22 protein-coding genes are annotated in these 26,081 nt (G+C 63.5%); 11 read left to right on the top strand and 11 right to left on the bottom strand.

Annotated elements, in window-relative coordinates:
- Window positions 1-85 precede the first annotated feature (85 nt).
- The 7 genes from FJ867_RS27545 (at window position 86) to FJ867_RS27515 (ending at window position 6,359) form a co-directional block, all read left to right on the top strand.
- The gene (locus FJ867_RS27545; protein ID WP_140624912.1) at window positions 86-901 is read left to right on the top strand and encodes an ABC transporter ATP-binding protein; all 816 of its coding nucleotides are present in this window, start codon (window positions 86-88) and stop codon (window positions 899-901) included.
- Window positions 902-954: 53 nt separating this feature from the next.
- Window positions 955-1,755, top strand: coding sequence for a transporter substrate-binding domain-containing protein (locus FJ867_RS27540; protein WP_140819104.1), 801 nt, complete (start codon window positions 955-957; stop codon window positions 1,753-1,755).
- 260 nt (window positions 1,756-2,015) lie between these two features.
- Window positions 2,016-2,681, top strand: coding sequence for an ABC transporter permease (locus tag FJ867_RS27535; protein ID WP_140497260.1), 666 nt, complete (start codon window positions 2,016-2,018; stop codon window positions 2,679-2,681).
- The gene (locus tag FJ867_RS27530; protein ID WP_140819102.1) at window positions 2,681-3,490 is read left to right on the top strand and encodes an ABC transporter permease; all 810 of its coding nucleotides are present in this window, start codon (window positions 2,681-2,683) and stop codon (window positions 3,488-3,490) included. Before FJ867_RS27535 ends, FJ867_RS27530 begins: the two co-directional genes overlap by 1 nt.
- A gap of 96 nt (window positions 3,491-3,586) precedes the next feature.
- Window positions 3,587-4,588, top strand: coding sequence for an Ldh family oxidoreductase (locus FJ867_RS27525; RefSeq protein WP_140497264.1), 1,002 nt, complete (start codon window positions 3,587-3,589; stop codon window positions 4,586-4,588).
- Between the two features lie 236 nt (window positions 4,589-4,824).
- Window positions 4,825-5,106, top strand: a complete 282-nt coding sequence (locus tag FJ867_RS27520; RefSeq protein WP_140512869.1) for a hypothetical protein — start codon at window positions 4,825-4,827, stop codon at window positions 5,104-5,106.
- Window positions 5,107-5,384: 278 nt separating this feature from the next.
- A complete protein-coding gene (locus FJ867_RS27515) occupies window positions 5,385-6,359 on the top strand; it encodes a complex I NDUFA9 subunit family protein (protein ID WP_140819100.1) in 975 nt (324 codons plus the stop codon).
- A 21-nt stretch (window positions 6,360-6,380) separates the two neighbouring features.
- On the opposite strand, the gene FJ867_RS27510 is transcribed toward FJ867_RS27515, so the two are convergent.
- Window positions 6,381-7,751, bottom strand: a complete 1,371-nt coding sequence (locus FJ867_RS27510; RefSeq protein ID WP_140819098.1) for a cytochrome P450 — start codon at window positions 7,749-7,751, stop codon at window positions 6,381-6,383.
- 232 nt (window positions 7,752-7,983) lie between these two features.
- Here FJ867_RS27510 and FJ867_RS27505 point away from each other — a divergent pair, with 232 nt between their 5' ends.
- The 3 genes from FJ867_RS27505 (at window position 7,984) to FJ867_RS27495 (ending at window position 12,516) form a co-directional block, all read left to right on the top strand.
- Window positions 7,984-8,553, top strand: a complete 570-nt coding sequence (locus tag FJ867_RS27505) for an NADPH-dependent FMN reductase (RefSeq protein ID WP_140497272.1) — start codon at window positions 7,984-7,986, stop codon at window positions 8,551-8,553.
- Between the two features lie 346 nt (window positions 8,554-8,899).
- Window positions 8,900-11,371 carry a DNA topoisomerase (ATP-hydrolyzing) subunit B gene (gene gyrB, locus FJ867_RS27500; RefSeq protein ID WP_140512864.1) on the top strand — a complete coding sequence of 824 codons (2,472 nt, stop codon included), beginning with the start codon at window positions 8,900-8,902 and terminating at the stop codon, window positions 11,369-11,371.
- 227 nt (window positions 11,372-11,598) lie between these two features.
- Window positions 11,599-12,516, top strand: a complete 918-nt coding sequence (locus FJ867_RS27495) for a hypothetical protein (protein ID WP_140497276.1) — start codon at window positions 11,599-11,601, stop codon at window positions 12,514-12,516.
- Between the two features lie 70 nt (window positions 12,517-12,586).
- Here the strand turns inward: FJ867_RS27495 and FJ867_RS27490 are convergent, their stop codons facing one another.
- From FJ867_RS27490 to FJ867_RS27445, 10 genes are all read right to left on the bottom strand, one after another.
- Complete coding sequence (locus tag FJ867_RS27490; RefSeq protein ID WP_140650911.1) at window positions 12,587-13,987, bottom strand: NAD(P)(+) transhydrogenase (Re/Si-specific) subunit beta; 1,401 nt, start codon at window positions 13,985-13,987, stop codon at window positions 12,587-12,589.
- 1 nt (window position 13,988) lies between these two features.
- Entirely contained in the window at window positions 13,989-14,414 is a 426-nt protein-coding gene (locus tag FJ867_RS27485; protein WP_140512858.1) for an NAD(P) transhydrogenase subunit alpha, read from the bottom strand.
- Complete coding sequence (locus tag FJ867_RS27480; protein WP_140819096.1) at window positions 14,414-15,712, bottom strand: Re/Si-specific NAD(P)(+) transhydrogenase subunit alpha; 1,299 nt, start codon at window positions 15,710-15,712, stop codon at window positions 14,414-14,416. The genes FJ867_RS27485 and FJ867_RS27480 overlap by 1 nt, the downstream gene beginning before the upstream one ends.
- An 87-nt stretch (window positions 15,713-15,799) precedes the next feature.
- On the bottom strand, window positions 15,800-16,024 hold the full coding sequence (locus FJ867_RS27475) for an aa3-type cytochrome c oxidase subunit IV (protein WP_140501115.1): 225 nt from the start codon (window positions 16,022-16,024) through the stop codon (window positions 15,800-15,802).
- 213 nt (window positions 16,025-16,237) lie between these two features.
- The gene (locus tag FJ867_RS27470) at window positions 16,238-16,387 is read right to left on the bottom strand and encodes a DUF3096 domain-containing protein (RefSeq protein WP_140501117.1); all 150 of its coding nucleotides are present in this window, start codon (window positions 16,385-16,387) and stop codon (window positions 16,238-16,240) included.
- Window positions 16,388-16,501: 114 nt separating this feature from the next.
- Window positions 16,502-17,269: a hypothetical protein gene (locus FJ867_RS27465; protein WP_140501119.1), complete on the bottom strand. Its 768-nt coding sequence runs from the start codon at window positions 17,267-17,269 to the stop codon at window positions 16,502-16,504.
- Window positions 17,270-17,608: 339 nt separating this feature from the next.
- Complete coding sequence (locus FJ867_RS27460; RefSeq protein WP_140580591.1) at window positions 17,609-19,924, bottom strand: EAL domain-containing protein; 2,316 nt, start codon at window positions 19,922-19,924, stop codon at window positions 17,609-17,611.
- Window positions 19,925-20,060: 136 nt separating this feature from the next.
- Window positions 20,061-23,537, bottom strand: a complete 3,477-nt coding sequence (locus FJ867_RS27455; protein WP_140819094.1) for an indolepyruvate ferredoxin oxidoreductase family protein — start codon at window positions 23,535-23,537, stop codon at window positions 20,061-20,063.
- A 220-nt stretch (window positions 23,538-23,757) separates the two neighbouring features.
- A complete protein-coding gene (locus FJ867_RS27450; protein ID WP_140558751.1) occupies window positions 23,758-24,309 on the bottom strand; it encodes a hypothetical protein in 552 nt (183 codons plus the stop codon).
- Window positions 24,284-24,898: a CGNR zinc finger domain-containing protein gene (locus FJ867_RS27445; RefSeq protein ID WP_140763840.1), complete on the bottom strand. Its 615-nt coding sequence runs from the start codon at window positions 24,896-24,898 to the stop codon at window positions 24,284-24,286. Before FJ867_RS27445 ends, FJ867_RS27450 begins: the two co-directional genes overlap by 26 nt.
- Window positions 24,899-25,048: 150 nt before the next feature.
- On the opposite strand from FJ867_RS27445, the gene FJ867_RS27440 reads away from it, so the two are divergent.
- A complete protein-coding gene (locus tag FJ867_RS27440) occupies window positions 25,049-25,954 on the top strand; it encodes a branched-chain amino acid ABC transporter permease (RefSeq protein ID WP_140819092.1) in 906 nt (301 codons plus the stop codon).
- Window positions 25,955-26,081: the final 127 nt, after the last annotated feature.

The following is a 26,081-nucleotide window of genomic DNA, read 5'->3' as shown; positions in this document are numbered from 1 at the left end:
AAGTCTGGAGCGGGGCAGTACAGCGTATGTTGATTAGCCGGGTAGACGTTCGACGAGCTGCCATCGACTACACGGAGGTCACCCGTTGAGCACGGCGAGAGTTGCCGCAGCCCCATCCGGTGAGGCGCAAAATGGCGCCGCCGAAGCCATCCACGTCGAGAACCTGCACAAGAAATTCGGTGAGCTGCACGTGCTGAAGGGCGTCTCGCTGTCGGCGGGCGACGGCGAGGTCATCGCCATCATCGGCGGTTCGGGCTCAGGCAAATCGACGCTGTTGCGCTGCATCAACTGCCTGGAGAATCCGACCAGCGGCATCATTCGCGTGAATGGCGAGGAGATCAAGCTGAAGGCCGACAGCCACGGCCATACCGTGCCGGCCGACCGCAAGCAGATCGAACGCATCCGTTCCAAGCTCGGCATGGTGTTCCAGAACTTCAATCTGTGGAGCCACATGACGCTGATCGAGAACGTCATCGAGGTTCCCGTGCATGTGCTGGGCGTCAAGCGCGACGCGGCGATCGCCCAGGCCGAAAAGCTTCTCGTCCGCGTCGGCCTCGCCGAAAAGCGGGATGTCTATCCGGCCTACCTGTCGGGCGGCCAGCAGCAGCGCGCCGCGATCGCTCGCGCATTGGCAATCAATCCGCGCGTCATGCTGTTCGACGAACCGACGTCGGCGCTCGACCCCGAACTGGTCGGCGAGGTGCTGAGAGTGATCGGCGACCTGGCGCGCGAAGGCCGCACCATGGTGCTGGTCACCCACGAGATGAAGTTCGCGCGCGAGGTCGCGACGCATGTCGTCTATCTCTACAATGGACTGGTCGAGGAGGAAGGCCCGCCGGAACAGATCTTCGGCGCGCCCAGATCCGAAAGGCTCAAGCAATTCATTCGCAACATCGGCTAGCAAACCGAGGGCGGAAGAAAACCGGGAACCAACAACAAACTGGGAGTCGTAAAATGAAGACTGTTCTGAAGACGTTCGCCGCAGCGCTGCTGCTCGGCGTCGCCGCCATCGGCATGGCCAAGGCCGATCCGGTCAAGATCGGCATCGCCGCCGAGCCGTATCCGCCGTTCACCTCGCCGGATGCTTCGGGCAAATGGGTCGGCTGGGAGATCGAGTTCATCGACGCCGTCTGCGCCGAGGAGAAGCTCGACTGCGTCATCACGCCCGTCGCCTGGGACGGCATCATCCCGGCGCTGACCACCAAGAAGATCGACCTTATCGTCTCTTCGATGTCGATCACCGACGAACGCAAGAAGACGATCGACTTCTCGGATAAGTACTACAACACGCCGACGGCGATCATCGGACCGAAGGACCAGAAATTCGGCTCCGCGCCGGACGATCTCAAGGGCAAGATCCTGGGCGTCCAGGTATCGACCGTGCATGCCGTCTACGCCAAGAAGCATTTCGGCGCCACGGCATCCGAGATCAAGGAGTACCAGACGCAGGACGAGGCCAACAACGACCTTGCCGCCGGGCGCCTCGATGCGGTGCAGGCCGATTCCATCGCGCTTGGCGAGTTCCTCAAGACCGACCAGGGCAAAGCCTGCTGCGACCTGAAGGGCATGGTGGCTCCGGACGACGAAGTGCTCGGACCGGGCGTTGGCGCCGGCGTGCGCAAGGAAGACACCGAGCTGAAGGAAAAGATCAACGCCGGCATCAAGGCGATCCGCGCCAATGGCAAGTATGACGAGATCTCGAAGAAATACTTCGATTTCGACATATATGGTGGCAGCGGCGCGCATTCGAACTGACGTGGCGATGCCATGCAGCCGGACTGACGCGGCGGTGCCACGCAGTCGGACTGACGACCATCGCATGGGCTGGAAGACAAGGCACTGACGCCAAGTCCTCCAACCCGACCTTTCCCACGCACCCTTGCCGCCGGCGGCTTGCGCCGGCGGATTGAGCCAGCAATCCGGGGGCGAAGCTGATCGATTCATTTCTTCCGGCCTCTGCGGCCGGCATCATCGAACTCCTGTCGCCCGCGCCCGTCGGCTGGGGCGGGACGCTCATGCTTGGGCTGCTGCATTCGCTTGAGATCGCCGTCGGCGCCACGATCGTCGGACTGTTGATCGGAACCGGCGGTGCCTATGGCAAGCTTTATGGCGGCCCCGTGGTGCGCGACCTGCTGGCGGTCTACACGACCATCGTGCGCGCGGTACCGGAACTGGTGCTGATCCTGCTCCTCTACTACGCCGGTACCGACCTGATAAACCAGATGCTGACCGCCATGGGCTATCAGCGGGTCGACATCAGCGGGCTGGTGGCCGGCATCGCGGTGCTCGGTTTCGTCCAGGGCGCCTACTCGACCGAGGTCATACGCGGCGCCATCCTTGCCGTCCCGCAAGGCCAGATCGAAGCCGCCCGCGCTTACGGCATGTCTCCCGGCCTTCTCTTGCGGCGCATCACGTTGCCGGCAATGCTGCCCTTCGCCATTCCGGGTCTCGCCAATCTCTGGCTGATCGCCACCAAGGATACGGCGCTGCTGGCCGTGGTCGGTTTCTTCGAACTGACGTTGGCGACGCGGCAGGCGGCGGGCGTCACCAAGGCCTACCTGATATTCTATCTCGCGGCCGGCATGCTCTATCTGGCCGTGACGCTGTTTTCGAACCTCGTCCTTGGTCGCGTCGAGAAATGGGCGCGGCGCGGCATGCCGTCGATCAAGGAGGCGCGCTGATGGCGAGCGAAGCGGCCATCATCAACAGCGCGGCTCGCGCCTCGCTCTGGCTGCAACCGCATCGCATCGTGCTGATCCTGATTGCGCTGGGGCTGGTGCTGTCCGCTGCGTTCTTCATGCGCTGGGACTGGCTGCCGCAATATTACGGCCTGGCCCTGCTCGGCATCTGGCGCGCGCTGTGGATCCTGGCCGTCACCTGTCTGTTGGGCTTCCTGATCGCCGTGCCGGTCGGATTGGCACAGGCTGGCGGCCCGATCTGGTTCGCGGCGCCGGCGAAGATCTTCTGCACCGTCATCAGGGGAACGCCGCTGCTGTTACAGCTGTGGCTGCTTTACTACGGGCTGGGTTCGTTGTTTCCGCAATATCCGTGGATCCGGGAATCCTGGATGTGGCCCTATCTCAGGCAGGCATGGCCTTACGCCGTCCTGGCGCTGACGCTCTCGTTCGCGGGTTACGAGGGCGAAGTGATGCGCGGCGCCTTTGCCGGCGTGCCGAAGGGGCAGCTCGAAGCCGCACGTGCGTTCGGCATGAGCCGCTGGAAGATCTTCCGGCGTATCTGGCTGCCGCAGGCCTTCTACCGGGCGCTGCCGACGCTGACGGGGGAAACCGTGCTGCAGTTGAAATCGACGCCGCTGGTGGCTACCATCAGCGTCATCGACATCTTCGCCGTTTCGTCGAAGGTCAGACAGGACACTTACCTCACCTATGAGCCCTTGCTGCTGCTTGCCTTGATCTATATGGCGATCACCGGCATTCTGGTCTTCGCCTTCGGCAGGATCGAGGCGCGGATTCCGAACAAGATCGGCTAGGGACCTAGTGAGTAGGGGTTAGTGAGTAGGAAGTGGCTAGCCGCCACCACCCATTGCTGACTACTCACTACTCACCACTCACTAAAGGCAGTCGCCATGCAACTCAGTCTCGAACAGGCAACCGGGCTGTGCCGCATGGCGGCGCTGGGTGCGGGCGCCAACGAGGAAGCGGCGCAATCGCTCACCGCCTCGATCATATCGGCCGAGGCGGAAGGACTCTCGACCGTCGGGCTGTCGCATTTCATCGACTATCTCGAAGCGCTGGAGGCCGGCCGCATCGACGGCAATGCCGAGCCGGTGATCACCCGGCCGGCGCTAGCAGTCTATCTTTCCGATGCGCAAGGCGGGCTGGCGCATACCGGCTTCGACCGCACGCTCGACGAGCTCGCCAAGGCGGCAAGACTGTTCGGCGTCGCCATCTTTTCGCAGAAGAATGCCTATACATGCGGCGCCCTCGGCTACTTTACCGGAAGGCTGGCAGCGCAGGGGCTAGTCTCCTTCGCCGCCACCAACGGTCCCGCCGTGCTTGCCGGTTCGGGCTCGGTCAAGCCGGTCTATTGCACCAACCCGATGTCCTTCGCCGCACCCGCCGCCGACGGCCCGCCGCTGGTCATCGACCAGTCATCGAGCGCCACCGCCTTCGTCAATATCCGCAAGGCGGCCGAGGACGGCAAGAAAATCCCCGAAGGCTGGGCGCTCGATGCCAGCGGCAATCCCACTACAGATCCGGCCGCAGCCATGAAGGGCGCCATGCTCGCCTTCGGTGGCCAGCGCGGCGCCAACATCGCGCTGATGGTCGAGGTGCTGGCGGCGGGTCTATCGGGGGCAAACTGGTCGCTCGATGCGCCCTGGTTCACCGGCGGCCCGGACAATCCCGGCACCGGCCTGTTCGTGCTGGCCGTCGAGCCCAAGCTGCTCGATCCGGATTTCGAGCAGCGGATGAAGGATCAACTCGATCGGCTGCGCCGGCGCTACGGCGTGCACATACCGGGCCGCTCCCGGGCCGAGGCGGCGGAGAAGGCCGCGGCACGGGGCATCAAGGTCTCCAAGGCCGTGGTGCAGCGCATTTCCGAATTCGCCGAGCGCTATTCGGCCTGAAATAAATTCTTCTTTTCAGCTCATCAGCCGCCGGCGCTTGCCCGCGGCATGGCCATGCGTGTTTTTTTCGCGCGCGGTCTGAACCTTTTCGAGCGTCGGGGCGACCAATGCTTGTCCAGGGCAGGATGAGCTTGCCGATCCAGACCGGGGAACAGCACGTCACATCGAAATCTGCTCCACGCCAAGGCATGGCCTTCGCGTCCCGGAGAAACCAACCTCAGTGAAAAGGAACCATCATGACCAGCACCAAGACCACCATTCTGACCGCCGTCCTTCTCCTCGGCTCGTTCATGGGCGCGACCCAGGCGGCCAACCTGAAGGCCGCGCCGGTCAAGCCGTCCAGTCCAGGCGTCATTGCCGCGCCGGGCGGCGGCGCTACCGAGGACCACTATTGCAAGAACGGTCACGCGAAATTCGCCAGTTGCAGCGCCGATTTCATCGCGGCCTGCAAGAAGGTCGGTGGCACCATGTCGGATGTCCAGGGCTGGGGTGGGCGTACTTGCTTCACGCCCTCCTGATACCGTCTCAGGTCAGGCCGCTCCGTTGGCCCCTGGCTTCGCATGGATGTCATCCGGAAAACCCCGCCTCGGCGGGGTTTTCTGCGTCATCCAAGGCGTTCTGAAGCGCTTTTGTCCCGACGCAATTCCCAAGCTCTTTTCCTGGGAAAGCCGCTTCACACTTTTCCTGGAATTGCTCTGAGAACCAGGGCGGCAGCGACGACGCGTCACCCTTTGCGTTTGACGCGAAACGGATTATGAAACGGCTTCAGCCAAGCTTTCGAGCGCCGGAGCCAGCCATGACCGAAATCCTGCAGACCCCCAAGCTCGTCGTCATTTTCGGCGGGTCGGGCTTTGTCGGCCGCCACGTGGTGCGGGCCTTGGCCAAGCGCGGCTATCGCATCAGGGTCGCCTGCCGCCGGCCCGATCTCGCCGGCCATTTGCAGCCGCTCGGCAATGTCGGCCAGATCCAGCCCGTGCAGGCCAATGTGCGCGTGCGCTGGTCGGTCGACCGCGCCGTGCAGGGCGCCGATCATGTCGTCAACCTGGTTGCCGTGCTGCATGAGAGCGGCCGGCAGAAATTCACGGCCGTGCACGAATTCGGCGCTCGCGCGGTGGCCGAAGCGGCACGCGCAGCGGGCGCCGGCCTGACCCATATTTCGGCCCTGGGCGCCGACCTGGAAGCCGCATCCAACTATGCACGCACCAAGGCGCTTGGTGAAAAGGCCGTTCTGGAGACGATCAAGGACGCCGTGATCCTGCGGCCGTCGATCAATTTCGGACCGGAAGATAGTTTCTTCAACCGCTTCGCCAACATGGCGCGTTATTCGCCGGCACTGCCGCTGATCGGCGGCGGCCATACCAAGTTCCAGCTGGTCTATGTCGGCGACGTCGCCGAAGCGGTGGCGCGCTCGGTCGATGGCAAGGTCAAGGGCGGTCATATCTACGAGCTTGGCGGCCCGCAGGTGCTTACTTTCAAGGAAAGCATGCAGGAAATGCTCGCGGTGATCGAGCGCAAGCGCCTGCTGGTTCCGGTGCCGTGGTGGGTGGCGAACCTGCAGGCGTCGATCCTGGGCCTCTTGCCCAACCCGCTGCTGACCAAGGACCAGGTGCTGCAATTGCGCGAGCATAATGTCGTGTCGGAGGAGGCTGCCAAAGCCAACCGCACGCTCGCCGGCCTCGGCATCCAGCCGCAGGCGCTCGGCACGATCCTGCCAAGCTATCTCTGGCGTTTTCGCGCGGCCGGTCAGTTCCAGCGCAAACCGGCGGTCTGAACATAGGCCGACGGCGGGCGATTACAGGCGCGAAGTGATCCGCATGGGCAGCCCGCCTTGCGGCTGGGTGGTCAGCTTCTGGACCGGCCACGGCCTGGTTTGCGCGATGGAATCGAAGCGGAAACGCGACAGCAGGACGGCGAGCGCGATGATCGCTTCCTGCATGGCGAAGCTGGCGCCGATGCAGACGCGCGGCCCGGCGCCGAACGGCAGATACTGAAAGCGGTCGATCTTTTCGCGGTTTCCCGGATGGAACCGCTGCGGCATGAACGCGTCCGGCCTGTCCCACAGCTTCCTGTGACGGTGGACGACCCAAGGCATGACCAGCACGGCCGCGCGCCTCGGGATGTGGAGATCCCTCCAGTTCTCCGGCTCGATCGGCTCGCGGTTGATCGACGGCGCCGGCGGATAGAGCCTGAGCGCCTCGTCGAAGGCGGCGCGGGTGAGCGGCATGGCGTCCAGCCATCTGGTCGGATCGGGCTCGCGCGCCAGCACGGCATCGATCTCGCGCTCGATCTTTTCCCGCTCCCATGGCGCCTCGGCCAGGCAATAGAGCGTCCAGCCCAAGGCTCGCGCCGTGGTCTCATGGCCGGCACCGATGAAGGTGATGATGTTGTCCTCGACTTCCGAGCGTGTCAGCCCGTCCGGCCCCTCGGCCTTGAGCAGGAGGGTCAGGAAATCCTGCGGCACGGCATCGGCATCGCGCCTGAGTCTCTGTTCGCGTATCTTGACCGTATTGCTGACGATCTTGCGGAAATAGGCCATGGTCTTGCGGCCGCGGATGCGGGTAAGCCGCGGCAGCCATTCGGGCGCGCGCAGCAGGTCTAGCGGATCGACGCGGCCCATGGTCTCGAACAGCCGGTCGATCTCCTTGGCGAAACTGCCCGGCTCCCCCGCGATTTCCCCGGAGAACAGCGTCTCGGCCAGGATGTCGTAGGTCAGCAGCGTCATGTCGTGGGCAATGTCGGAGATGCCGCCATCCTCGTAGCGGGAGGCGAATTCAAGCGTGCGCTTGAGCATCGGTCCCGCGAAACCAAAGATGTGACGCGGCGTGAACACCGGCGCCATCGCCTTGCGCGAACGCTTCCAGACCTCGCCTTCGGCCGTCAGCAAGCCGTCGCGCAGGATCGGCCGCAGGATGAGCTGGCGCACCGTCGCCATCTTGTAGTTCCTGGCATTGTCGACCAGGACATGGCGAATGAGCCCCGGGTCATTGGCGATGACCAGCGGTCCACCGACGCCGTTCACCGAGATCCAGGGCTCGTTGTAGGTCGGCTCTCCCCACAGCTCGAGCGGGTTGCGGTAGACGATGCGCATCATCTCCAGCGTCGAGGGCGGCGATGTGCGCGGCCTCGGCGCCGGCGGAACGAAGGGGGCGGGCTGAGTGTCCATGGCTGCTCCGCTGGCAAGCGCGTCGCGCTAGTCCTTGCCTCCGTTCGATGTAGTGACTGACGCACGGCGCGTCCATGTGGCCTGACGATAAAAGCCCGTGCCCCCGAAGGGACGGAGCGATGCTCCCATCATCTGATTGTGACCGCTCGCCAAACGGCGCGGTCTTGTCCATGACGGCGCTCTGCCGTAGGTCACAGTCACCAACAGATACCGTCAATCGAAGGAGCCCGCCTTGAAGCACCAGTTGAACATCATCATCGGCAGCACCCGCCCGGGCCGGGCCGGGCCGGTTTTCGCTCACTGGCTGGAGCGGTTCGCGCGCGAGCACGGCAAATTCGAACCGGTGCTGACCGACATCGCCGCCTTCGATCTGCCGGTGCTGGACGAGCCGCACCATCCCAGGCTCGGCAACTACCTGAACGATCATACCAAGGCCTGGTCGAAGGCCGTCGATGCCGCCGACGCTTTCGTCTTCGTGGCACCGGAATATAATTACTTCGTCGCACCGGCCATCGTGAACGCGATCGACTATCTCTCGCGCGAATGGAAATACAAGCCCGCCGCCATCTTCAGCTATGGCGGCGTTTCCGGTGGCCTGCGCGCGGCACAGGCGCTCAAGCCGCTGCTGACCTCCGTCGGCGTCATGCCGGTTCCGGAAGGCATCGCGCTGCCGCTGTATCAGAAGCTGCTGGGAACCGATGGCTCCTTCGAAGCGAGCGAGCAGGTGCAGGGCGGGGCAAGAACCATGCTGGAGGAGTTGCTGCGCTGGAGCGAGGCGCTGAAGCCGATGCGCGCCGGCTGATGCAAGCCGGCTCGCCCGCGCCGTAGACAGGCGGAATGTCGGCAAACGACCGAACGGTGGGCGGTTCGGCCTGCGTTTGCCATGCGCTTTGCTGCTGATGCTTTTGATGGCCGCCATCGCGGCAGCCGGCGCCAAGATAGAAGTTCACGATCAAAATTCCTGCGCGACCGGCTGGCTAAGGTCAAAGCCTCTCGCCAATAGCTGGCCGACGGTGCGCTTTTCCGCCCGGAAATGCCTGCAAACCTTGGAAAAACCACCTTTAACGCCTATATCTAGGCCATATTGAAAGCGCGATTCGGGGGCGATTTTTCGCGCTCCACCAGCCGCCTCTAGACAACAGGTTTTCATGAGCGACCAGACTGAGAACGCCAACGGCGCCGAAGCCGAATACGGCGCAGATTCCATCAAGGTTTTGAAGGGCTTGGATGCCGTCCGCAAACGGCCCGGCATGTATATCGGCGACACCGATGACGGTTCGGGCCTGCATCACATGGTCTATGAGGTCGTCGACAACGCCATCGACGAGGCACTGGCCGGTCATGCCGATCTCGTCACGGTGACGCTCAATCCCGACGGTTCGGTCACCGTCATCGACAATGGGCGCGGCATTCCCACCGATATCCATCCCAGCGAAGGCATTTCGGCAGCCGAAGTGATCATGACGCAGCTGCATGCCGGCGGCAAGTTCGACCAGAACTCCTACAAAGTGTCCGGCGGCCTGCACGGCGTCGGCGTCTCTGTGGTCAACGCCCTGTCGGCCTGGCTGAAGCTCAAGATCCGCCGCAATGGCAAGATCTTCGAGATGAGCTTCACACACGGCAATGCCGACGCGCCGCTGAGCGTTACCGGCAGCTATGAACAGGACAAGCAGCCCGGCACCTATGAAGGCCGCAGCGGCAGCGAGATCACCTTCTTTCCGTCGTCCGAGACCTTCACGATGGTCGAATTCGATTTCGGCACGCTGGAGCATCGGCTGCGCGAGCTTGCGTTCCTGAATTCGGGCGTGCGCATCGTGCTGACCGACGCCCGCCACGCCGACGTCGTGCGGCATGAGCTGCACTATGATGGCGGCCTGGAGGAATTCGTCAAATATCTCGACCGGGTCAAGAAACCGCTGATCGACAAACCAATCGCCATCAGGGCCGAGCGCGACGGCATCACCGTCGAAGTGGCCATGTGGTGGAACGACAGCTACCACGAGAATGTGCTGGCCTTCACCAACAACATCCCGCAGCGCGACGGCGGCACCCATCTCGCCGGTTTTCGCGGCGCCCTGACGCGTCAGATCACCGGCTATGGCGATTCCTCGGGCCTGACCAAGAAGGAAAAGGTCTCGCTGATCGGCGACGATTGCCGCGAGGGGCTGACGGCAGTACTGTCGGTCAAGGTTCCCGACCCAAAATTCTCCTCGCAGACCAAGGACAAGCTGGTCTCCTCGGAAGTCCGGCCCGTGGTCGAAGGGCTGGTCAACGAGGCGCTCGGCACCTGGCTCGAAGAACATCCGAGCGAAGGCAAGGTCGTGGTCGAGAAGGTGATCCAAGCCGCGGCGGCGCGCGAGGCCGCGCGCAAGGCGCGCGACATCACCCGCAAGACCTCGCTGGGCGTCACCTCGCTGCCCGGCAAGCTTGCCGACTGCCAGGAACGCGATCCGGCGAAGTCTGAGATCTTCATTGTCGAGGGCGATTCGGCCGGCGGCTCCGCCAAGGGCGGCCGCTCGCGCCAGAACCAGGCCATCCTGCCGCTGCGCGGCAAGATTCTCAATGTCGAGCGCGCCCGCTTCGACCGCATGCTCAGTTCCGACATGATCGGCACGCTGATCACCGCGCTCGGCACGTCGATCGGCAAGGACGAATTCAACGCCGACAAGCTGCGCTACCACAAGATCATCCTGATGACCGACGCCGATGTCGACGGCGCGCATATCAGGACGTTGCTGCTCACCTTCTTCTTCCGGCAGATGCCGGAATTGATCGAACGCGGCCATCTCTATATCGCCCAGCCGCCGCTTTATAAGGTGACGCGAGGCAAGAGCTCGCAATACATCAAGAACGAAAGCGCGTTCGAGGAATTCCTGATCGGCTCGGGACTGGAAGAAGCCTCGCTCACGCTCGGCTCCGGCGAGGTTCGCGCCGGACAGGACCTGCGGGCGGCGATCGACGATGCGCTCGCCGTGCGCCAGCTCATCAACGGCCTGCACACGCGCTACAACAGAGGCGTCGTGGAGCAGGCGGCGATCGCCGGCGGGCTCAATGCCGACGTCGTCGCCGATCTTGGCCGCGCCAATGCGATGGCGGAGCGGATCGCGCAACGTCTCGACATCATTGCCGAGGACACCGAGCGCGGCTGGACCGGCCGGATGTCGACTTCGAATGAGGGTATCGGCGGTTATGTGTTCGAACGCACGGTGCGCAGCGTCAAGGAATACGCCCATCTCGATATGGCGTTGATCAATTCAGCCGATGCGCGACAGCTCGACCGCTACGCGCAGCGGCTCAGCGACGTCTATGGAGCGCCGCCCGTGCTGCGCCGCAAGGATGTCTCGGAACCCATCTCGGGACCGTTGGCACTGCTCAACGCGGTGTTCGCGACCGGCCGCAAGGGCCTGACCATGCAGCGCTACAAGGGCCTGGGCGAGATGAACGCCGAGCAGCTTTGGGAAACCACGCTCGATCCGAACGTGCGTTCGCTGCTGCAGGTCAAGGTGAACGACGCCACCGACGCCGACAGCCTGTTCTCGCGGCTGATGGGCGACGAGGTCGAGCCGCGGCGCGAGTTCATCCAGGACAACGCGCTGTCGGTGGCCAATCTGGACATTTAATCCGGAGTCATCCCGGGACCATTGGCGCGCGTCGGTCGCGCCAGTGTTTCCCTTGCGAGATTCATTCGAACCGCCGGAACGGAAGCTTCTTTCCAGCATTGTGACAGTATCGATCACAATTCCTGGCGAAGGAGGCTCCCATGGGACGCGGCATCTTGCTCTGGTTACTCGGGGTTCCAATCCCGATCATCCTTCTCATCATGCTTTTCGCGCGATAGGGGGCTGTCATGCAGTCCACCCTGTCGATCACGGATGATCCCGGCGCGGTGGAATCGTCCGCCACCGCTATCAGCTGGGGTCCGATCATCGCCGGTGCCTTCGCCGCCTCGACATTGACCTTCATCCTGATGCTGCTCGGCTCCGGCCTGGGGTTGAGCATGGTCTCGCCATGGTCGGGCTCAAGCGCCTCTATCACCAGCTTCGCGGTTTCGACCGCGGTCTGGCTGATCGTCGTGCAATGGCTGTCATCCGGCCTCGGTGGCTATCTTGCCGGCCGGCTGCGCACCAAATGGGTGGGCGTGCATACCGACGAGGTTTATTTCCGGGATACGGCTCATGGCTTCCTGGCATGGGCGCTGGCGACGCTGCTGGTCGTCGGCGTACTCGGCTCGGCGCTGTCGGCGGCTGTGGGTTCCGGCGTCCAGGCTGTATCCAGCGTGGCCGCCGGCGCCGCCCAGGGCGCTTCGGCCGGTGCATCGGCCAATGCAGGCGGGGCATCGACGGACAATGCCACATCCTATCTGGTGGACTCGTTGTTCAGGCCGGCGGACGCGGCGAGACTGGCGGCAGCCAATCCGCAAAACGACGCGGCGGCGGCGGCGCAGGCATCGCGCATCCTGGTCGCCAGCGCTGCGGCTGGCGAGGTTTCGCCCGAGGACAAGACATACCTGTCGCAGCTGGTCGCGGCACGCACCGGCCTGTCGGAAGCAGACGCCAAGACGCGTGTCGATACGCTGCTGGCAAAGGCGCAGGACGCCAAGGCCAAGGCCCAGCAGGCGGCCGATACCGCCAGGAAGGCGAGCGCCACATTTGCGCTTCTCGGCGCCCTGTCGCTGGTCATCGGCGCCTTCATCGCCAGCGCCGCGGCCGCCCTCGGCGGCAGGCAGCGCGACGACGAGGAGGCCGTGTTCCTGACCAGCCGTTGAACATCGTCCCAAGTCCAAAACTGAAGAAGCCCGGCGAGCCGGGCTTCTTCATGCGGACGATCTGACCGGGTCAGTGATCCATGGCCTTGACGATTTCCTCGGTCATCTTCTTGGCGTCGCCGAGCAGCATCATGGTGCCGTCCTTGTAGAACAGCGTGTTGTCGATGCCGGCATAGCCGGAGCCGAGCGAGCGCTTGACGAACAGGCAGGTGCGCGCCTTGTCGACGTCGAGGATCGGCATACCGTAAATAGGTGAGCTCTTGTCATCCCGCGCGGACGGGTTGGTGACGTCGTTGGCGCCGATGACATAGGCGACGTCGGCCTGCGCGAATTCGGAATTGATGTCCTCGAGCTCGAACACTTCGTCGTAAGGCACGTTGGCTTCGGCCAAGAGCACGTTCATGTGGCCCGGCATGCGGCCGGCCACGGGGTGGATGGCGTATTTGACGTCGACGCCATTGGCCTTGAGCTTGTCGGCCATCTCGCGCAGCGCATGCTGCGCCTGGGCGACCGCCATGCCGTAGCCCGGCACGATGATGACCTTCTGCGCGTTCATCATCAGGTAGGCGGCGTCATCGGCCGAGCCCTGCTTGACCGTGCGCTCGATCCCATCATCAGCGCCCGCGGCCGCAGTCTCACCACCGAAGCCGCCGAGGATGACGGAGATGAAGGAGCGGTTCATGCCCTTGCACATGATGTAGGACAGGATGGCGCCCGACGAGCCGACCAGGGCGCCGGTGATGATCAGCGCCAGATTGCCGAGCGTGAAGCCCAGAGCCGCGGCCGCCCAACCCGAATAGGAGTTGAGCATCGACACCACGACCGGCATGTCGGCGCCGCCGATGGGGATGATGAGCAGCACGCCCAGCCCAAGCGAGGCGGCAACGATGAGCCAGAAGACGAGCTTCGATTCGGTGGTGACCAAAAGCACGATCAGCACGACCAAGGCGATGCCAAGCGCGATGTTGATGAAATGGCGGCCGCCGATCATGATCGGCTTGCCCGACATGCGCCCGTCAAGCTTCAGGAAGGCGATGACCGAGCCGGTGAAGGTGATGGCGCCGATGGCCACACCCAGGCTCATTTCGACCAGCGCCTGGGCGTGGATGTCGCCCGCCATGCCGATGCCGAAGCTTTCCGGCGCATAGATGGCGGCGGCAGCGACCATCACGGCGGCAAGGCCGACGAGCGAATGGAAGGCGGCGACCAGTTGCGGCATCGAGGTCATGGCGATGCGCCTGGCCGTGACGGCGCCGACGCCGCCGCCAATGGCAAGGCCGAGCACGATCAGGCCGAAACGGCCGGCCGATGGCGTGGCCAGCGCCAACGTGGTGGCGATGGCGATGCCCATGCCGATCATGCCGTAGAGATTGCCTTGCCGGCTGGTGGTCGGGTGCGACAGGCCGCGCAGCGCCAGGATGAACAGAATGCCGGAAACCAGATAGAGGAAGGAGGCGAGATTGACGGTCACGTCACTTGTCCTTCTTCTTGTACATTGCCAGCATGCGCTGGGTGACGAGGAAGCCGCCGAAGATGTTGACCGACACCAGCATCAGCGCGACGAAGCCGAAGCCCGCGGCGACGCCCGAGGCGGCGATGCCGACGGCAAGCAGCGCGCCGACGACGATGACCGAGGAGATGGCGTTGGTGACGGCCATCAGCGGCGTGTGCAGCGCAGGGGTCACCGACCAGACGACGTAATAGCCGACGAAGATCGCCAGCACGAAGATGGCCAGGCGGAAGACGAAGGGATCGATGGCGCCGCCCGACAGCGCGTGCGCGGCGTCGCCCGCCGCCTCGGCGCCGCCGGGAGCATTTGCCAGGTTCTGCACCGCCAGCCGGACGGCGGCACTTGCCTGGTCGAGCTGGTCGAGGGCTTTCTGCAAGGTCTGATCCATCACGCGGTCCCTTTCGGCTTGGGCGAGGGCGACTTGGGCGGCGAGGGCTTGGATGCGGCGGCTTTCCTGGGCGCGGCTTTCTTGGGCGCCGAAGCATCGGCGACCATTGTGCTGGCCGGGATCGCCGGCGGTTCGATATATTGGCCCTTTGGCGGCTGCTGGTCGGCCTTGGCGAAGGCCGGATGGACGATCTTGCCGCCGTCGGTCAGCATGGTCGCCTTGACCAGGTCGTCATCGCGGTTGATGGCAAGCGTCTTCGTCGCCTTGTCGACCAGGGTCTCGAGGAAAGCAAAAAGGTTCCTGGCGTAGAGCAGCGAAGCGGAGGCCGCGACGCGGCCCGGCACGTTGAGATGGCCGACGATCTTGACGCCCTTGGCCGTCGTCACGACCTTGCCAGGCACAGCGCCCTCGACATTGCCGCCGCGCTCCACCGCAAGATCGACGATCACCGAACCAGGCTTCATCGAGGCGACCATGTCAGCCGACACCAGCCTCGGCGCCGGGCGGCCGGGGATCAGCGCCGTGGTGATGACGATGTCCTGCTTGGCGATGTGCTCGGCGGTCAGCGCCGCCTGCTTGGCTTGGTATTCCCTGGACATCTCCTTGGCGTAGCCGCCGGCGGTCTCGGCCGCCTTGAACTCTTCGTCCTCGACGGCGAGGAACTTTGCGCCAAGCGAGGCGACCTGTTCCTTGGCGGCGGGGCGCACATCGGTCGCGGTGACGACCGCGCCGAGCCGGCGCGCTGTGGCGATCGCCTGCAGGCCGGCAACGCCGACGCCCATGATGAACACCTTGGCGGCAGGAACAGTGCCGGCCGCCGTCATCATCATCGGCAGCGCCCGGTCATATTCGGCAGCGCCGTCGATCACCGCCTGGTAGCCGGCAAGGTTAGCCTGCGAGGACAAGACGTCCATCGACTGGGCGCGCGTGATGCGCGGCATGAATTCCATCGCAAAGGCCGTCAGCCCGGCCTTGGCCAGCGCCGCGACGGCGGCATCGTTGCCATACGGATCCATGATGGCGATGACCGCAGCGCCTGACTTGTAGCTTTTCAGCTCCGCATCAGTCGGCCGGCGCACCTTCAGCACCACGTCGGCCTTGGCCACATCGCCGGCCTCGCCGATCGAAGCGCCCGCCTTGGCGAACTCCTCATCGGGAATGCGCGATCGCGTGCCGGCACCGGCCTCCACAACCACTTCAAGACCCAGGCCGGCCAGCCGTTTCACCGTATCGGGCGAAGCCGCGACGCGCGGCTCGTTCGCATCGAGCTCACGAGGGATGAAAACCGTCTGTCCCACCGCATGATCCTTTCGGCTGGAACCTGTTTGCGCAAAGTGTCGGCCGGGGCGTCCGGCGACGTCAAAGGCAATGGGGTTTTGGAAAGACTATCGCAGAATGAAGGCGCCGACGGCCATGATCAGGACGAACAGGATAGTCGCCGAGAAGAAGCCGCCCGCGAAGAAACCGAAAGCCATCGCCAGAAGTATGGCGCCGCAGAAGAGTGATCCGTATTTGGCCAGCATGAGGAAGCCCGCATAGGTGCGGTCGTGCTCGGCATAGTCCATCTTCGCGCCCAGTTCGACAGGACCGGTCGGCGTGTGCTCAGCCATAGGAATACCCCTTCGAAGACATCTTTCAGGCACATAGCGAAAAGCCGCGCCGAGAGCAATGGCGCTATTGCCGCATCGCAGCCGACAACTGCCTCCAGGGAAATTTGAAGCAAAGCGCCCCTGCGTTCGGCAGAATCGCCGAACCGCTCCGGCTGCTTGTTTTCGCGCAATCCCGGACGAAGCCGGCTGGCGCGTCAACCGCGCTGTCCGTCTTTAGCCGGCGAGGTGCGGAAACAATCCAAGCAGGCCGGCTATGATCAGGTAGAGCGCGACGATGTAGTTCAGCAGCCGTGGCATGACCAGGATCAGCACCCCGGCGATCAGCGAGATAAGCGGCGTGAGCGCGAGCTGGGAAATATGCATGTCGGGGTCCTTTTGGCAGATACGTCGAAATGAAGACGCGGAGCGTCAACGCGCCGCCGTCATCAAAACGCGGATCTGGCCGGAAAGCTCCGGAGCTTTGCAAAATCAGGGGCCTCAGGCGGCCTCACGATAATATTTCGCCGTCGGCACGATAGACAAGGGCGTCAGCCGATTGATGGCCGGATTGGCGAACATCAACCGCTGTTCCATGGGCGTCGACCTGAAGAATGGGAAACGTTCGAGCGTCAGGCGCATATTTTCGCCGGCGGGGATTTCGAACAGGGCGATCCGGGTAAGAACGCCCGGAAACTCCTTAGCCTCGGTCCTCTGCACGGCATTGAAGTAACGAGAATAAAAATTGGAATGCTCGACCTTGACCGGCGTCAGCACAGAGTTCTGGCCAAAATAGAGCGAGGCCACCATGGCAAGCCTGAGTGTCAGAAACGGCAGCACTCCGGGTGCCGGCGCGGCATCAGGATCGGTTGCGAAGCGGGTTCCGTCGATGAAGGTTTCTCCGCGGGCAAGCCGCTCGATCAGTATTTCCGGATAGGCATCAACGGAGGGCGAATTCGGGTGCTCGATGGAAATGTAATGGAAGCGGATTGTGCTCACCAATTCGCCGTAGCAATAGACACCGAATCGGTAGGAATTGGGTAGATTGTCCCAGCGATCCTCGAACATGCCGCTGGCGAGCGGGCCGCACATGCCGGAGCGCAGATAGGACTTATAGCGAAGCCGGTAAATCGCTTCCAAATCCTCGCCCCCGGTAATGAGGCGATAATCGACATGCTCAAGCAGTTGCATCATCGATCGATTCAGCACCGAATCCCCGGCTGTGCTTACCCCGCCAGACGCATTCCTTGTAGCTGTTGCAGCATCCATCGTCTGTCCTCGAATTCGACCTAGGATAGGCTATTCGAGTTGAAATGAGACACAAGCCGAAATTTAGATCTTGTTGATTTACATTCCGTTAACCTTAATGGCCGGGAGCCGCTTGAGAATATCTTACTGAGCAATCGTCCGAGCGATTGCCACTGAGAGGATGTGGATCATGCCTCCGATACATCTGCGTAGTGAGGAAGACCTTTCAGCAGCATTGCGCAAAGCCAAAATCACGGCGGAACCGTATCCTGTCATCGAACGATTGAGTTCGACATCAAAGAGCATCGTGCGACTCGCACGCGCGGGGAATCCAATCGAGCGAAGTCGAAAATTACGGCGCTAACGGACCGTCCGTTTACCGGTGCGACGCAGGTCAGCGGCGAATGGCCAGGTGACATTCGACATCGTCTCGATACCCGACGCACTGAGCGCGGCACCGAACAGGAAGCCCTGCACGAGATCCGGTTTCACTTGCAAGGCCAGGATCTTGAGCTGCTCAAAGGTCTCGACGCCTTCGACAGTCACCGAAAGTCCAAGCGGCCGCGACAGATTGACAATGCCCTTCAGCAGCTCCAGCGAACGCTTGCTCTGGGTGACGTCCATCAAGAAGGAGCGATCGATCTTGATCTTGTCGAGCGGCAGCTTGTGCAGATAGCTCAGGCTCGAATAGCCGGTACCGAAATCGTCAAGTGCGATGCGCACACCGATCTGCTTCAGTTCCTCGATGTATTGACGTGTCAGCGACTTGTCATCGAGCAGCGCCGTTTCGGTGACCTCGATCTCCAGCCGGCCGGCGGCAAGGCCGGAGCTGGCCAGAGCGTCGCGAACCTTCTGGATGACGTCCCGGTTGCGGAAATCCTTGGCGGAGAGATTGACCGAGACGCTGGTGTGGTCCGGCCATTTGGCGCATTCGGTGCAGGCTGCCTGCAGCACGAAGGTGCTGATCTCGGAAATGATGCCCATTTCCTCCGCCAGCGGAATGAAGATGCCGGGCGAAATCGGCCCGAGGTCGGGATGGTCCCAGCGGCACAGCGCCTCGCAGCTGGCGATGCGCATCGTGCTCATCGCCACGATCGGCTGGTAGACGACGCGCAGGGCCTTGCCTTCCACCGCGCTGCGCAGATCCGCCTTCATCAGCTGGCGGTTGCGGAACGCAGCGTCCATGGCGGCCTCGAACAGCCGCCAGCCGTTCTTGCCGAGCTCCTTGGCCTTATAGAGCGCCAGGTCCGCCTTGACGATCATGGCGTCGACGTCGGTATCCCTGACCCGCGACAGCACGGCGCCGGCGCTGGCCTGGATGCGCAGCCCGTGGCCGGCGACGTCCACCTCCCCTTGCAATGCTGCAAAGATCTCGTCGATCTGAAGGGTCAGATGGCTTTCATCCTCTATACGGTCGAAGAAAACCATGAATTCGTCGCCGCCGAAGCGGCTGACGGTGATGCCTTGTCCCGCAATGGCGGCAAGACGCTCGGCCACCGCGTAGATCAATCCATCGCCGATCGGATGCCCGAGCGTGTCGTTGACACTCTTGAAATCGTCGAGGTCGAGCACGGCAAGGCCGCAGAGGCGGTCACGGTCGCCTGACGCCATCGCCTCGCCGATCAGTTCGTGGAAATAGGCGCGATTGGGCAGGCCGGTGAGATTGTCATAGCGCGCCATGAAGCGGATCTTGTCTTCCGCCTCGACGCGCGCCGTCACGTCCTCGAAGGTGATGACCCCGAGTTCCTGGCTGCCTTCGCGGGCGGAGAATTCGTAGTGCTGGCCATTGGCGAGCGAAACCAAGACCTTACGGTCGCGGCCCTCGCGCAATGCACGCGTCAGCTGGGCTTCGATGTAGCGGCAGTCCTTTGGGGCCAGCATGCCGCCCACGACGCCGCGCATCAAGAGACCATGGATTGACCGCCCAAGCAGCGCATCGGCCGATTTGAGCGACATCAGATGCGCGGCCTCGGCATTGGCGACCGCCACCCGACCGTCCGGGCCAAGCATGACGAGGCCATGCGACATGGTATTGAGCGCGCGATCGAATCTGAGCGCGAGCTTCCTCGCTTCCTTGTGGCCGATGACAGCCGAGAAAAGCACATCGCGGACGTGGTCGGCGCTGTTGATCGTGACGAAAGTCAACGGGATGATCATCAGACCGAGAATGACCGAAGGCACATCCATGCGCAGCAAAAGTGCAAGTGCTGCCGGACCAATGAAGGTCACGGAAAAAACCCGCACCATAATGGGAGAGCCGTAGTTCCGGCCAACAACCGTCACCAAGGTCGCGATGGCCAGCGACGTCGCGGCCAGTTCGGCAAAGGGATCGGGATAGACATAGATCGATATGAAGCACAGTGCGCCCAACGTTAGGCCCTGCACGCTGCCCTTGAGGATGTAGTTGCGCTCCCACCGATGCGCCTCCTGGACGTCGGCTATTACACCGCCTGCCTTCCGGAAGGCGCGAATGCCGAAATAGCGGTAAAGGCAGATGGACAGCAGAACAAAAGAGAAAGCCAGGAACAACGGATTGTTCGTGCGCAAGTAGATCATTAGTCCGAGGATCCAGTAGCACACGCCACCGATCACCAGCATGTGGGCGTTGTCGAACAACGACCGCACAAACTGGATATAAACATCCGCTGGGATGTTTTCGGTCTTTGTTCTGCCCATGTCGTCGGCCCAACGCTAGGCCTCGTCATCTCACATCCGCCTTAAGAAAGGCTTAGAACAGCGGTTTTGGGCGGCTTGCCGAAGGCGCGCAAAGCAGGACAGACTGGGAGAATTGGGCTTTAGGTAAACAAGGCCATCACTCGGCGGCCTGGAGTTCCGCCCTCGCTGACGTGCCGGACAGGCGCTCGAGCAGCCTTTGGCGCTCGCCGGCCGCCTTTTGAGCGCTGGCTTGCCGAACATGGCCGTAACCGCGGATGAGTGCCGGGACCGAGACGAGGGCCGTGGCGGCCTCGATGTTGTCCGGCGCCAGCGAGTTGGCGACGCGTTGCAGGTCGGCCTCATATTGCGCCAATAATTGCCGCTCCATGCGCCGCTCGGCGGTGTAGCCGAACAGGTCGAATGCTGTCCCGCGCAGGCCCTTCAGCGCCGCCAGCATGCGGAACCCTTTCATCATCCAGGGACCGAAGCTCGATTTCCTCGGTTTGCCGTCATTGCCGCGACGGCCCAGAATCGGCGGCGCCAGATGGAATTCGAGTTTTTCGTAACTCTGGAACTGCTTGCCGAGTTCGGCGGCGAAGGAGCCGTCGGTATAGAGCCGCGCCACCTCGTATTCGTCCTTGATCGCCATCAGCTTGAACAGGTTCCTGGCCGCCGCTTCCGTCACGGCGCTCGAACCGGGCGCGGCCTTGGCTTCGGCCGCGCGCAGGGCAGCGATCCTGCCGGCGTAGCGCTTGCCATAGGCGGCGTTCTGATAGGCGGAAAGGAAAGCGATCCGGCGGGCAATGATTTCGTCCAGCGTCTGGGCAATCGTGGCGGGTTGGCCGTCCTTGCCCGGCTGGACGAGGCCACGCACGAAATCCGGCTGATGCGCGGCGCGGCGGCCCCAGCGGAAGGCGGCGATATTCATCCCCACCGCCTCGCCGTTCAATTCGATCGCCTTTTCGACGGCTTGCGCCGACAGCGGCAGACCGCCATGCTGGAAGGCGAAGCCGAGCATGAACATGTTGGCGCCCAGCGAATTGCCGAACAGGGCGGTGGCTGTGCGGGTGGCGTCGAAGAAATGCGCCTTGTCGTCGCCGGCAGCAGTGCGGATCGCCTTCTTCAAGCGCTCGATGGGCAGCGAGAAATCGGCCGAGCGGGCAAACTCGCCCGGCATGATCTCGGCAGTGTTGGCGAGGAAGATGGTGTGGCCCTCGCGCACCGCGGCCAGCACCTTCTTGGCGCCCGACACGACGAGATCGCAGCCGAGCACGAGATCGGCTTTGCCGGCCGAGACACGGATGGCATGGATGTCATCGGGCGTGCGGGCGATGCGGACATGGGTGAACACCGAACCGCCCTTCTGGGCAAGCCCGGCCATGTCGATCATGCCGCAGCCCTTGCCTTCGAGATGAGCCGCCATGCCGAGCACGGCGCCGACGGTGACGACGCCGGTGCCGCCGACGCCGTCGATGATCGCCGCCCAGCCCTGTTCGCCGAGCGGGAATTCGGCGGCTGCTGGAACGCCGTCGAGCGGATCGGTCTTGCCGGCGATGCCTTCGGCCTTGCGGATCTTGGCGCCATGCACCGTGACGAAGGACGGGCAGAAGCCATTGACGCAGGAAAAATCCTTGTTGCAGCTCGACTGGTCGATCCGGCGCTTGCGGCCGAACTCGGTCTCCACCGGCTGGATGGAGACGCAGTTCGATTGGACGCCGCAGTCGCCGCAGCCCTCGCAGATCAGTTCGTTGATGAAGACCCGCTTGTCGGGATCGGGAAAGGTTCCGCGCTTGCGACGGCGGCGCTTTTCGGCGGCACAGGTCTGGTCGTAGAGCAGGATCGAAACCCCGCTAACGCCGCGCAGCTCGCGCTGGACGAGATCGAGATCGTCGCGGTGATGGATGGTGGCGCCGGCCGGGAACTCGACCTTGCCGGCATATTTGTCGGGTTCGTCTGTGACGACGGCGATGCGCTCGATCCCTTCGGCTCGCACCTGCCTGGCGATCATGTCCACCGTCAGGCCGCCTTCATGCGGCTGGCCGCCGGTCATGGCCACCGCGTCGTTATAGAGTATCTTGTAGGTGATGTTGGCGCCCGACGACAGCGCGAAGCGGATCGCCAGCGTGCCGGAGTGGTTGTAGGTGCCGTCGCCGAGATTCTGGAAAATGTGGTCGCGCTTGGAAAAGGGCGCCTGGCCGACCCACTGCGCGCCCTCGCCACCCATGGCGGTGAAGCCGACAGTATTCCTGTCCATCCACAGTGCCATGAAATGGCAGCCGATGCCGGCCGCGGCGATCGAGCCATCCGGCACCTTGGTCGAGGAATTGTGTGGGCAGCCGGAGCAGAAGAAGGGCGTGCGGGAGCCGATGTCCGACGCGTCTGCGAGCATGGCCTGGAACTGGCGCAGCTTCGCCACCCGCGCTGAAATCTCTTCCGACGGACCGATGGTTTTCACGATCCTTTCGCCAAGGGCAATGGCGATTTCGTTGGGGTCGAGCGCGCCCTTGGCCGGAAACAGCCAGTCGCCGCGCTCGTTCTTCTTGCCGACGATGACGGGCTGCGTGGCGGTGCCGTAGAGGCTCTCGCGAAGCTGCACCTCGATCAGCGAACGCTTCTCCTCGACGACGACGATGGTGTCGAGGCCGCGCGCGAACTCGGCAATGTGCTGGAAATCGAGCGGCCAGGGGCAACCGACTTTGAACAGCCGCACGCCGATGCGGCCGGCGGCCGCCTCGTCGATGCCGATATCCTCGAGCGCCTGGCGGACGTCGAGATAGCTTTTGCCGATGGTGATGATGCCGATCCTGGGATTGCGGCCGCCCGAATAGACGACGCGGTTCAGCCCGTTGGCATGGATGAAGGCCGACGCGGCGGCGCGCTTGTACTCATGCAGCCGCTCCTCCTGACCGAGCATGTCGATCTCGTGGCGGATGTTGAGGCCGCCGGGCGGCATGTCGAACTCGGGATTAACGATGTTCAGACGCTCGATCGAGGCATCGACCGAGGCCGTCGATTCGATGTTGTCCTTGACGCATTTGATGGCCGCCCATGTGCCGGCGAAGCGCGACATGGCAAAACCGTAGAGCCCGTAATCGATTATCTCCTGGACACCGGCCGGGTTGAGGATCGGCACCATGGCGTCGACGAACAGGAATTCGGTGGCATGCGCGTTGGTCGAGGATTCGGCCATGTGGTCGTCGCCCATCAAAGCGAGCGCACCGCCATGTTTCGACGAGCCGGCCAGATTGGCGTGGCGGAAGACGTCGCCGGAGCGGTCGACCCCCGGACCCTTGCCGTACCAAACCGAAAAAACGCCGTCATGGGTGCCTTCGCCCAGCAGTTCCGTCTGCTGCGATCCCCAGCAGGCGGTAGCGGCGAGTTCCTCGTTAAGGCCGGGCTGGAAGACGATGTCGGCCTGGGCGAGCTGTTTTTTTGCCTTCCACAGCTGCATGTCGAGGCCGCCCAGCGGCGAACCGCGATAGCCGGAGACGAAGCCGGCCGTGTCCAGGCCCGCGCGGCGGTCGCGCTCGCGCTGCATCAGCAGCATGCGGATGACCGCCTGGGCGCCGGACAGGAAGATGCGTTCCTTCCCCAGGTCGAACTTGTCGTCGAGCGCGACGTCGTGCAGCGTCATCAGGCATTTCCTCTGCGGAGGCCGCGCGGGGGCAGGCAGCCAGCGTCGGGATCGGATGACGCATCCTTTCTCCCCTTGCAAGACAGGTCAAACGAAATCGGACGTGACAGGCAACGCGCAACGAACGATCCGCCGTCATCCCTTGCCCGGTATGAAATCGCCCCGCGAGCAATGTCCGGCGTACGAAAATCTCGCTTGCCTTTCGGCTTGGCGGCGAGCGTCAGGTGCCCTTGGAGCAGTCGGGCTTCGGCTCGCCCGGCAGCTTGCCGTCGGGGTGGCCTACGAGATCGGGATTGGCGGTGTAGAGCTGGTCAATGACGAGCGGCCGGTCGGGCAGGATGGACTGGTCTTCGGTGGACATCAGCGTGGTGTCGATCTTCTGCAGGACCGCGCCGTCGGAACCCTTGATAGCGATGGCGATCGTATAAGGCTTGTTCTTGACGACGCAGGTCAAAGCCGGGCTCTCCAGCGTCACCTTGTCGAGCTTGGGCCAGACCTTCTGCTCGACCACCAACGGCGCGCCGCCGGCCGGATCCTGGAAGCTGGCGACCGCGACCTGGCCCTCTCCCATCGGCCGCAGGGGCCGCAGCGTCACGACATAGGTCGCCCTGGCAAGACGATAGTTGAAGACGAATATCTTGCCCGAAATCTCGAACAACTTGCCTTCACCGTCCTTAGCGGTGTCGCGGCAGGCGCCGAGCGCCATCGCCGCGATCAGCGCCATGCCGAGCAGGGCTGAACGAGAGCTAATCCTGGACATTGTTGACCTCATTGGCCGCCCTGCGGCGGCGATAGTGGCGGCTTGCCTTCTGGCGGTTGCCGCAGACCGCCATGTCGCACCAAAGGCGGCTGGAATTACGGCTGCGGTCGACGAACAGCCAGGTGCAGTTGGGACAGATCCTGAGCCTGGCGACCGTGTCCTCGCGCAGCAGCGACAAGGCGGAAACCGCCAGCGCCGCCTCGAAAGCGATCGGCGTTGCCGGATCGCCGAACGGCTTTCCGGGCGCTGCAATCTCGGTCCGGCTGCCGGCAAGACCGCCGGCGCAGGCCCCCAGCAAGCCTGAGAGATGATCGGTGGCGACGGCGCCCCTCAACACGGCGTGGCGAAACAACCGGTCCGTCGCCTCGCGGATCGCCAGCACGACAGGCGCGATTGCAGCCGGCGCGGAGACCGCCAGCCGCCTGCCGCCAAGCTCGGCGGCGCGAAAGCCGCTCGCCGCGTCCGCGAAGCGGGCGATCTCGCGCGGATCGTCAAAACGGTCGAAGGTCCTCTCGGGATCGGCACGCAGCACGACGGTGTTAGCCGTGTCGAGCGCGAGCAGGCCGCCGGTGAAGCGGTGCGGGGTCCAGGATACCGTCATGTCCGAAATCTAACCGATAAATGGCATTTGACAAGTTAGATTCGACGATGCAAGTCTGCCCTGAAGCGGGTATTGCCGCTCTCTGTCTGGAGCGTATCGTCGTCCCAAAGCCGCTATGCGCTTTGGGCGACATGCCCCGAGGATTTTCGCATGCTGTATCTGTTCCAGCAGGTCCTGAACGGGCTGCATTCAGGCGCACTCTATGCGCTGCTGGCGTTCGGCTATGTGCTGACCAACGGCATCCTGCACCGCACCAACCTGGCCTATGGCGCGCTGTTCGCCTTTTGCGGACAGACGATGATCCTGACCGCCGCCTTCGGCTACCAGGTGCTGTGGCTGACGCTGACGGCGGCGGTGGTGCTCGGCATCGCAGCGGCTTTCCTCTACGCCGCGCTTATCAGCAGCGTCCTGTCGCGCAGCGTCTTCGAACCGCTGGCCGACCGCTCGCCCAATGCGATCGTGGTGACCACGCTTGGCATCCTGCTGGTTTTGTCGGAAGCAAGCCGCATCGCCGCCGACACGCATGATTTGTGGCTGCCGCCTATGCTGGCGCAACCTGTCGTTTTCGCGCAGAATGCCGGCTTCAAGGCGACATTGACGCTGATCCAGCTGCTCGATTGCGCCGTGGTGCTGGGGGCGGTGGCGCTTGCGGCTTGGGGCTTTGCCCATTCGAATTTCGGCCGGCGCTGGCGCGCCGTCTCCGACGATCCCAAGGCGGCCGCCATGTGCGGCGTCGACGTGCGCGCCGTGTTCCGCCACGCAGTGCTGTTCGGCGGTTTCTGCGCCGCGCTGGCCGGCGTCATGGCCGGCCTCTATTACGGCAATGTCAGTTTCGGTTCCGGCCTCGTCTACGGGCTCAAGATCCTGTTCGTGACAGCGGTCGGCGGCTATCTCTCGCCGCCGCGGGCGGCCCTGGGCGCTGCCGCCTTCGGCATGGCCGAGTCGCTGTGGGCCGGCTATTTCCCGGTGGAATGGCGCGACGCGTGGATGTACCTGTTCCTCGTCGCCATGCTGGTGCTGATCGGCGCTGGCCGCGACCAGACCAAGATCGTGTGATCCGCATCAGACTTTGGTTGCATGACGCATGCCGTCGATAAGCTTGTTTCGGAAACGAAACGACCGCCTTAAGGCTTTGATTTTCCCCACGAACCCTGCCGGCTGCCGGTTCCGGGTTCCCAAGCCG

It is taken from the genome of Mesorhizobium sp. B2-5-3 (genome assembly GCF_006441005.1).
Taxonomy (GTDB): Bacteria; Pseudomonadota; Alphaproteobacteria; order Rhizobiales; family Rhizobiaceae; genus Mesorhizobium.
This window is presented reverse-complemented; position numbering and strand designations above follow the sequence as displayed.

Bases quoted from the DNA above. Each gene is read 5' to 3' on its own strand.
- FJ867_RS27540 (WP_140819104.1), top strand. From the start codon at position 955: ATGAAGACTGTTCTGAAGACGTTCGCCGCAGCGCTGCTGCTCGGCGTC.
- FJ867_RS27535 (WP_140497260.1), top strand. From the start codon at position 2,016: ATGCTTGGGCTGCTGCATTCGCTTGAGATCGCCGTCGGCGCCACGATC.
- FJ867_RS27530 (WP_140819102.1), top strand. From the start codon at position 2,681: ATGGCGAGCGAAGCGGCCATCATCAACAGCGCGGCTCGCGCCTCGCTC.
- FJ867_RS27525 (WP_140497264.1), top strand. From the start codon at position 3,587: ATGCAACTCAGTCTCGAACAGGCAACCGGGCTGTGCCGCATGGCGGCG.
- FJ867_RS27520 (WP_140512869.1), top strand. From the start codon at position 4,825: ATGACCAGCACCAAGACCACCATTCTGACCGCCGTCCTTCTCCTCGGC.
- FJ867_RS27515 (WP_140819100.1), top strand. From the start codon at position 5,385: ATGACCGAAATCCTGCAGACCCCCAAGCTCGTCGTCATTTTCGGCGGG.
- FJ867_RS27510 (WP_140819098.1), bottom strand. From the start codon at position 7,751: ATGGACACTCAGCCCGCCCCCTTCGTTCCGCCGGCGCCGAGGCCGCGC.
- gyrB (WP_140512864.1), top strand. From the start codon at position 8,900: ATGAGCGACCAGACTGAGAACGCCAACGGCGCCGAAGCCGAATACGGC.
- FJ867_RS27495 (WP_140497276.1), top strand. From the start codon at position 11,599: ATGCAGTCCACCCTGTCGATCACGGATGATCCCGGCGCGGTGGAATCG.
- FJ867_RS27485 (WP_140512858.1), bottom strand. From the start codon at position 14,414: ATGGATCAGACCTTGCAGAAAGCCCTCGACCAGCTCGACCAGGCAAGT.
- FJ867_RS27475 (WP_140501115.1), bottom strand. From the start codon at position 16,024: ATGGCTGAGCACACGCCGACCGGTCCTGTCGAACTGGGCGCGAAGATG.
- FJ867_RS27470 (WP_140501117.1), bottom strand. From the start codon at position 16,387: ATGCATATTTCCCAGCTCGCGCTCACGCCGCTTATCTCGCTGATCGCC.
- FJ867_RS27465 (WP_140501119.1), bottom strand. From the start codon at position 17,269: ATGGATGCTGCAACAGCTACAAGGAATGCGTCTGGCGGGGTAAGCACA.
- FJ867_RS27460 (WP_140580591.1), bottom strand. From the start codon at position 19,924: ATGGGCAGAACAAAGACCGAAAACATCCCAGCGGATGTTTATATCCAG.
- FJ867_RS27455 (WP_140819094.1), bottom strand. From the start codon at position 23,537: ATGACGCTGCACGACGTCGCGCTCGACGACAAGTTCGACCTGGGGAAG.
- FJ867_RS27450 (WP_140558751.1), bottom strand. From the start codon at position 24,309: ATGAGGTCAACAATGTCCAGGATTAGCTCTCGTTCAGCCCTGCTCGGC.
- FJ867_RS27445 (WP_140763840.1), bottom strand. From the start codon at position 24,898: ATGACGGTATCCTGGACCCCGCACCGCTTCACCGGCGGCCTGCTCGCG.
- FJ867_RS27440 (WP_140819092.1), top strand. From the start codon at position 25,049: ATGCTGTATCTGTTCCAGCAGGTCCTGAACGGGCTGCATTCAGGCGCA.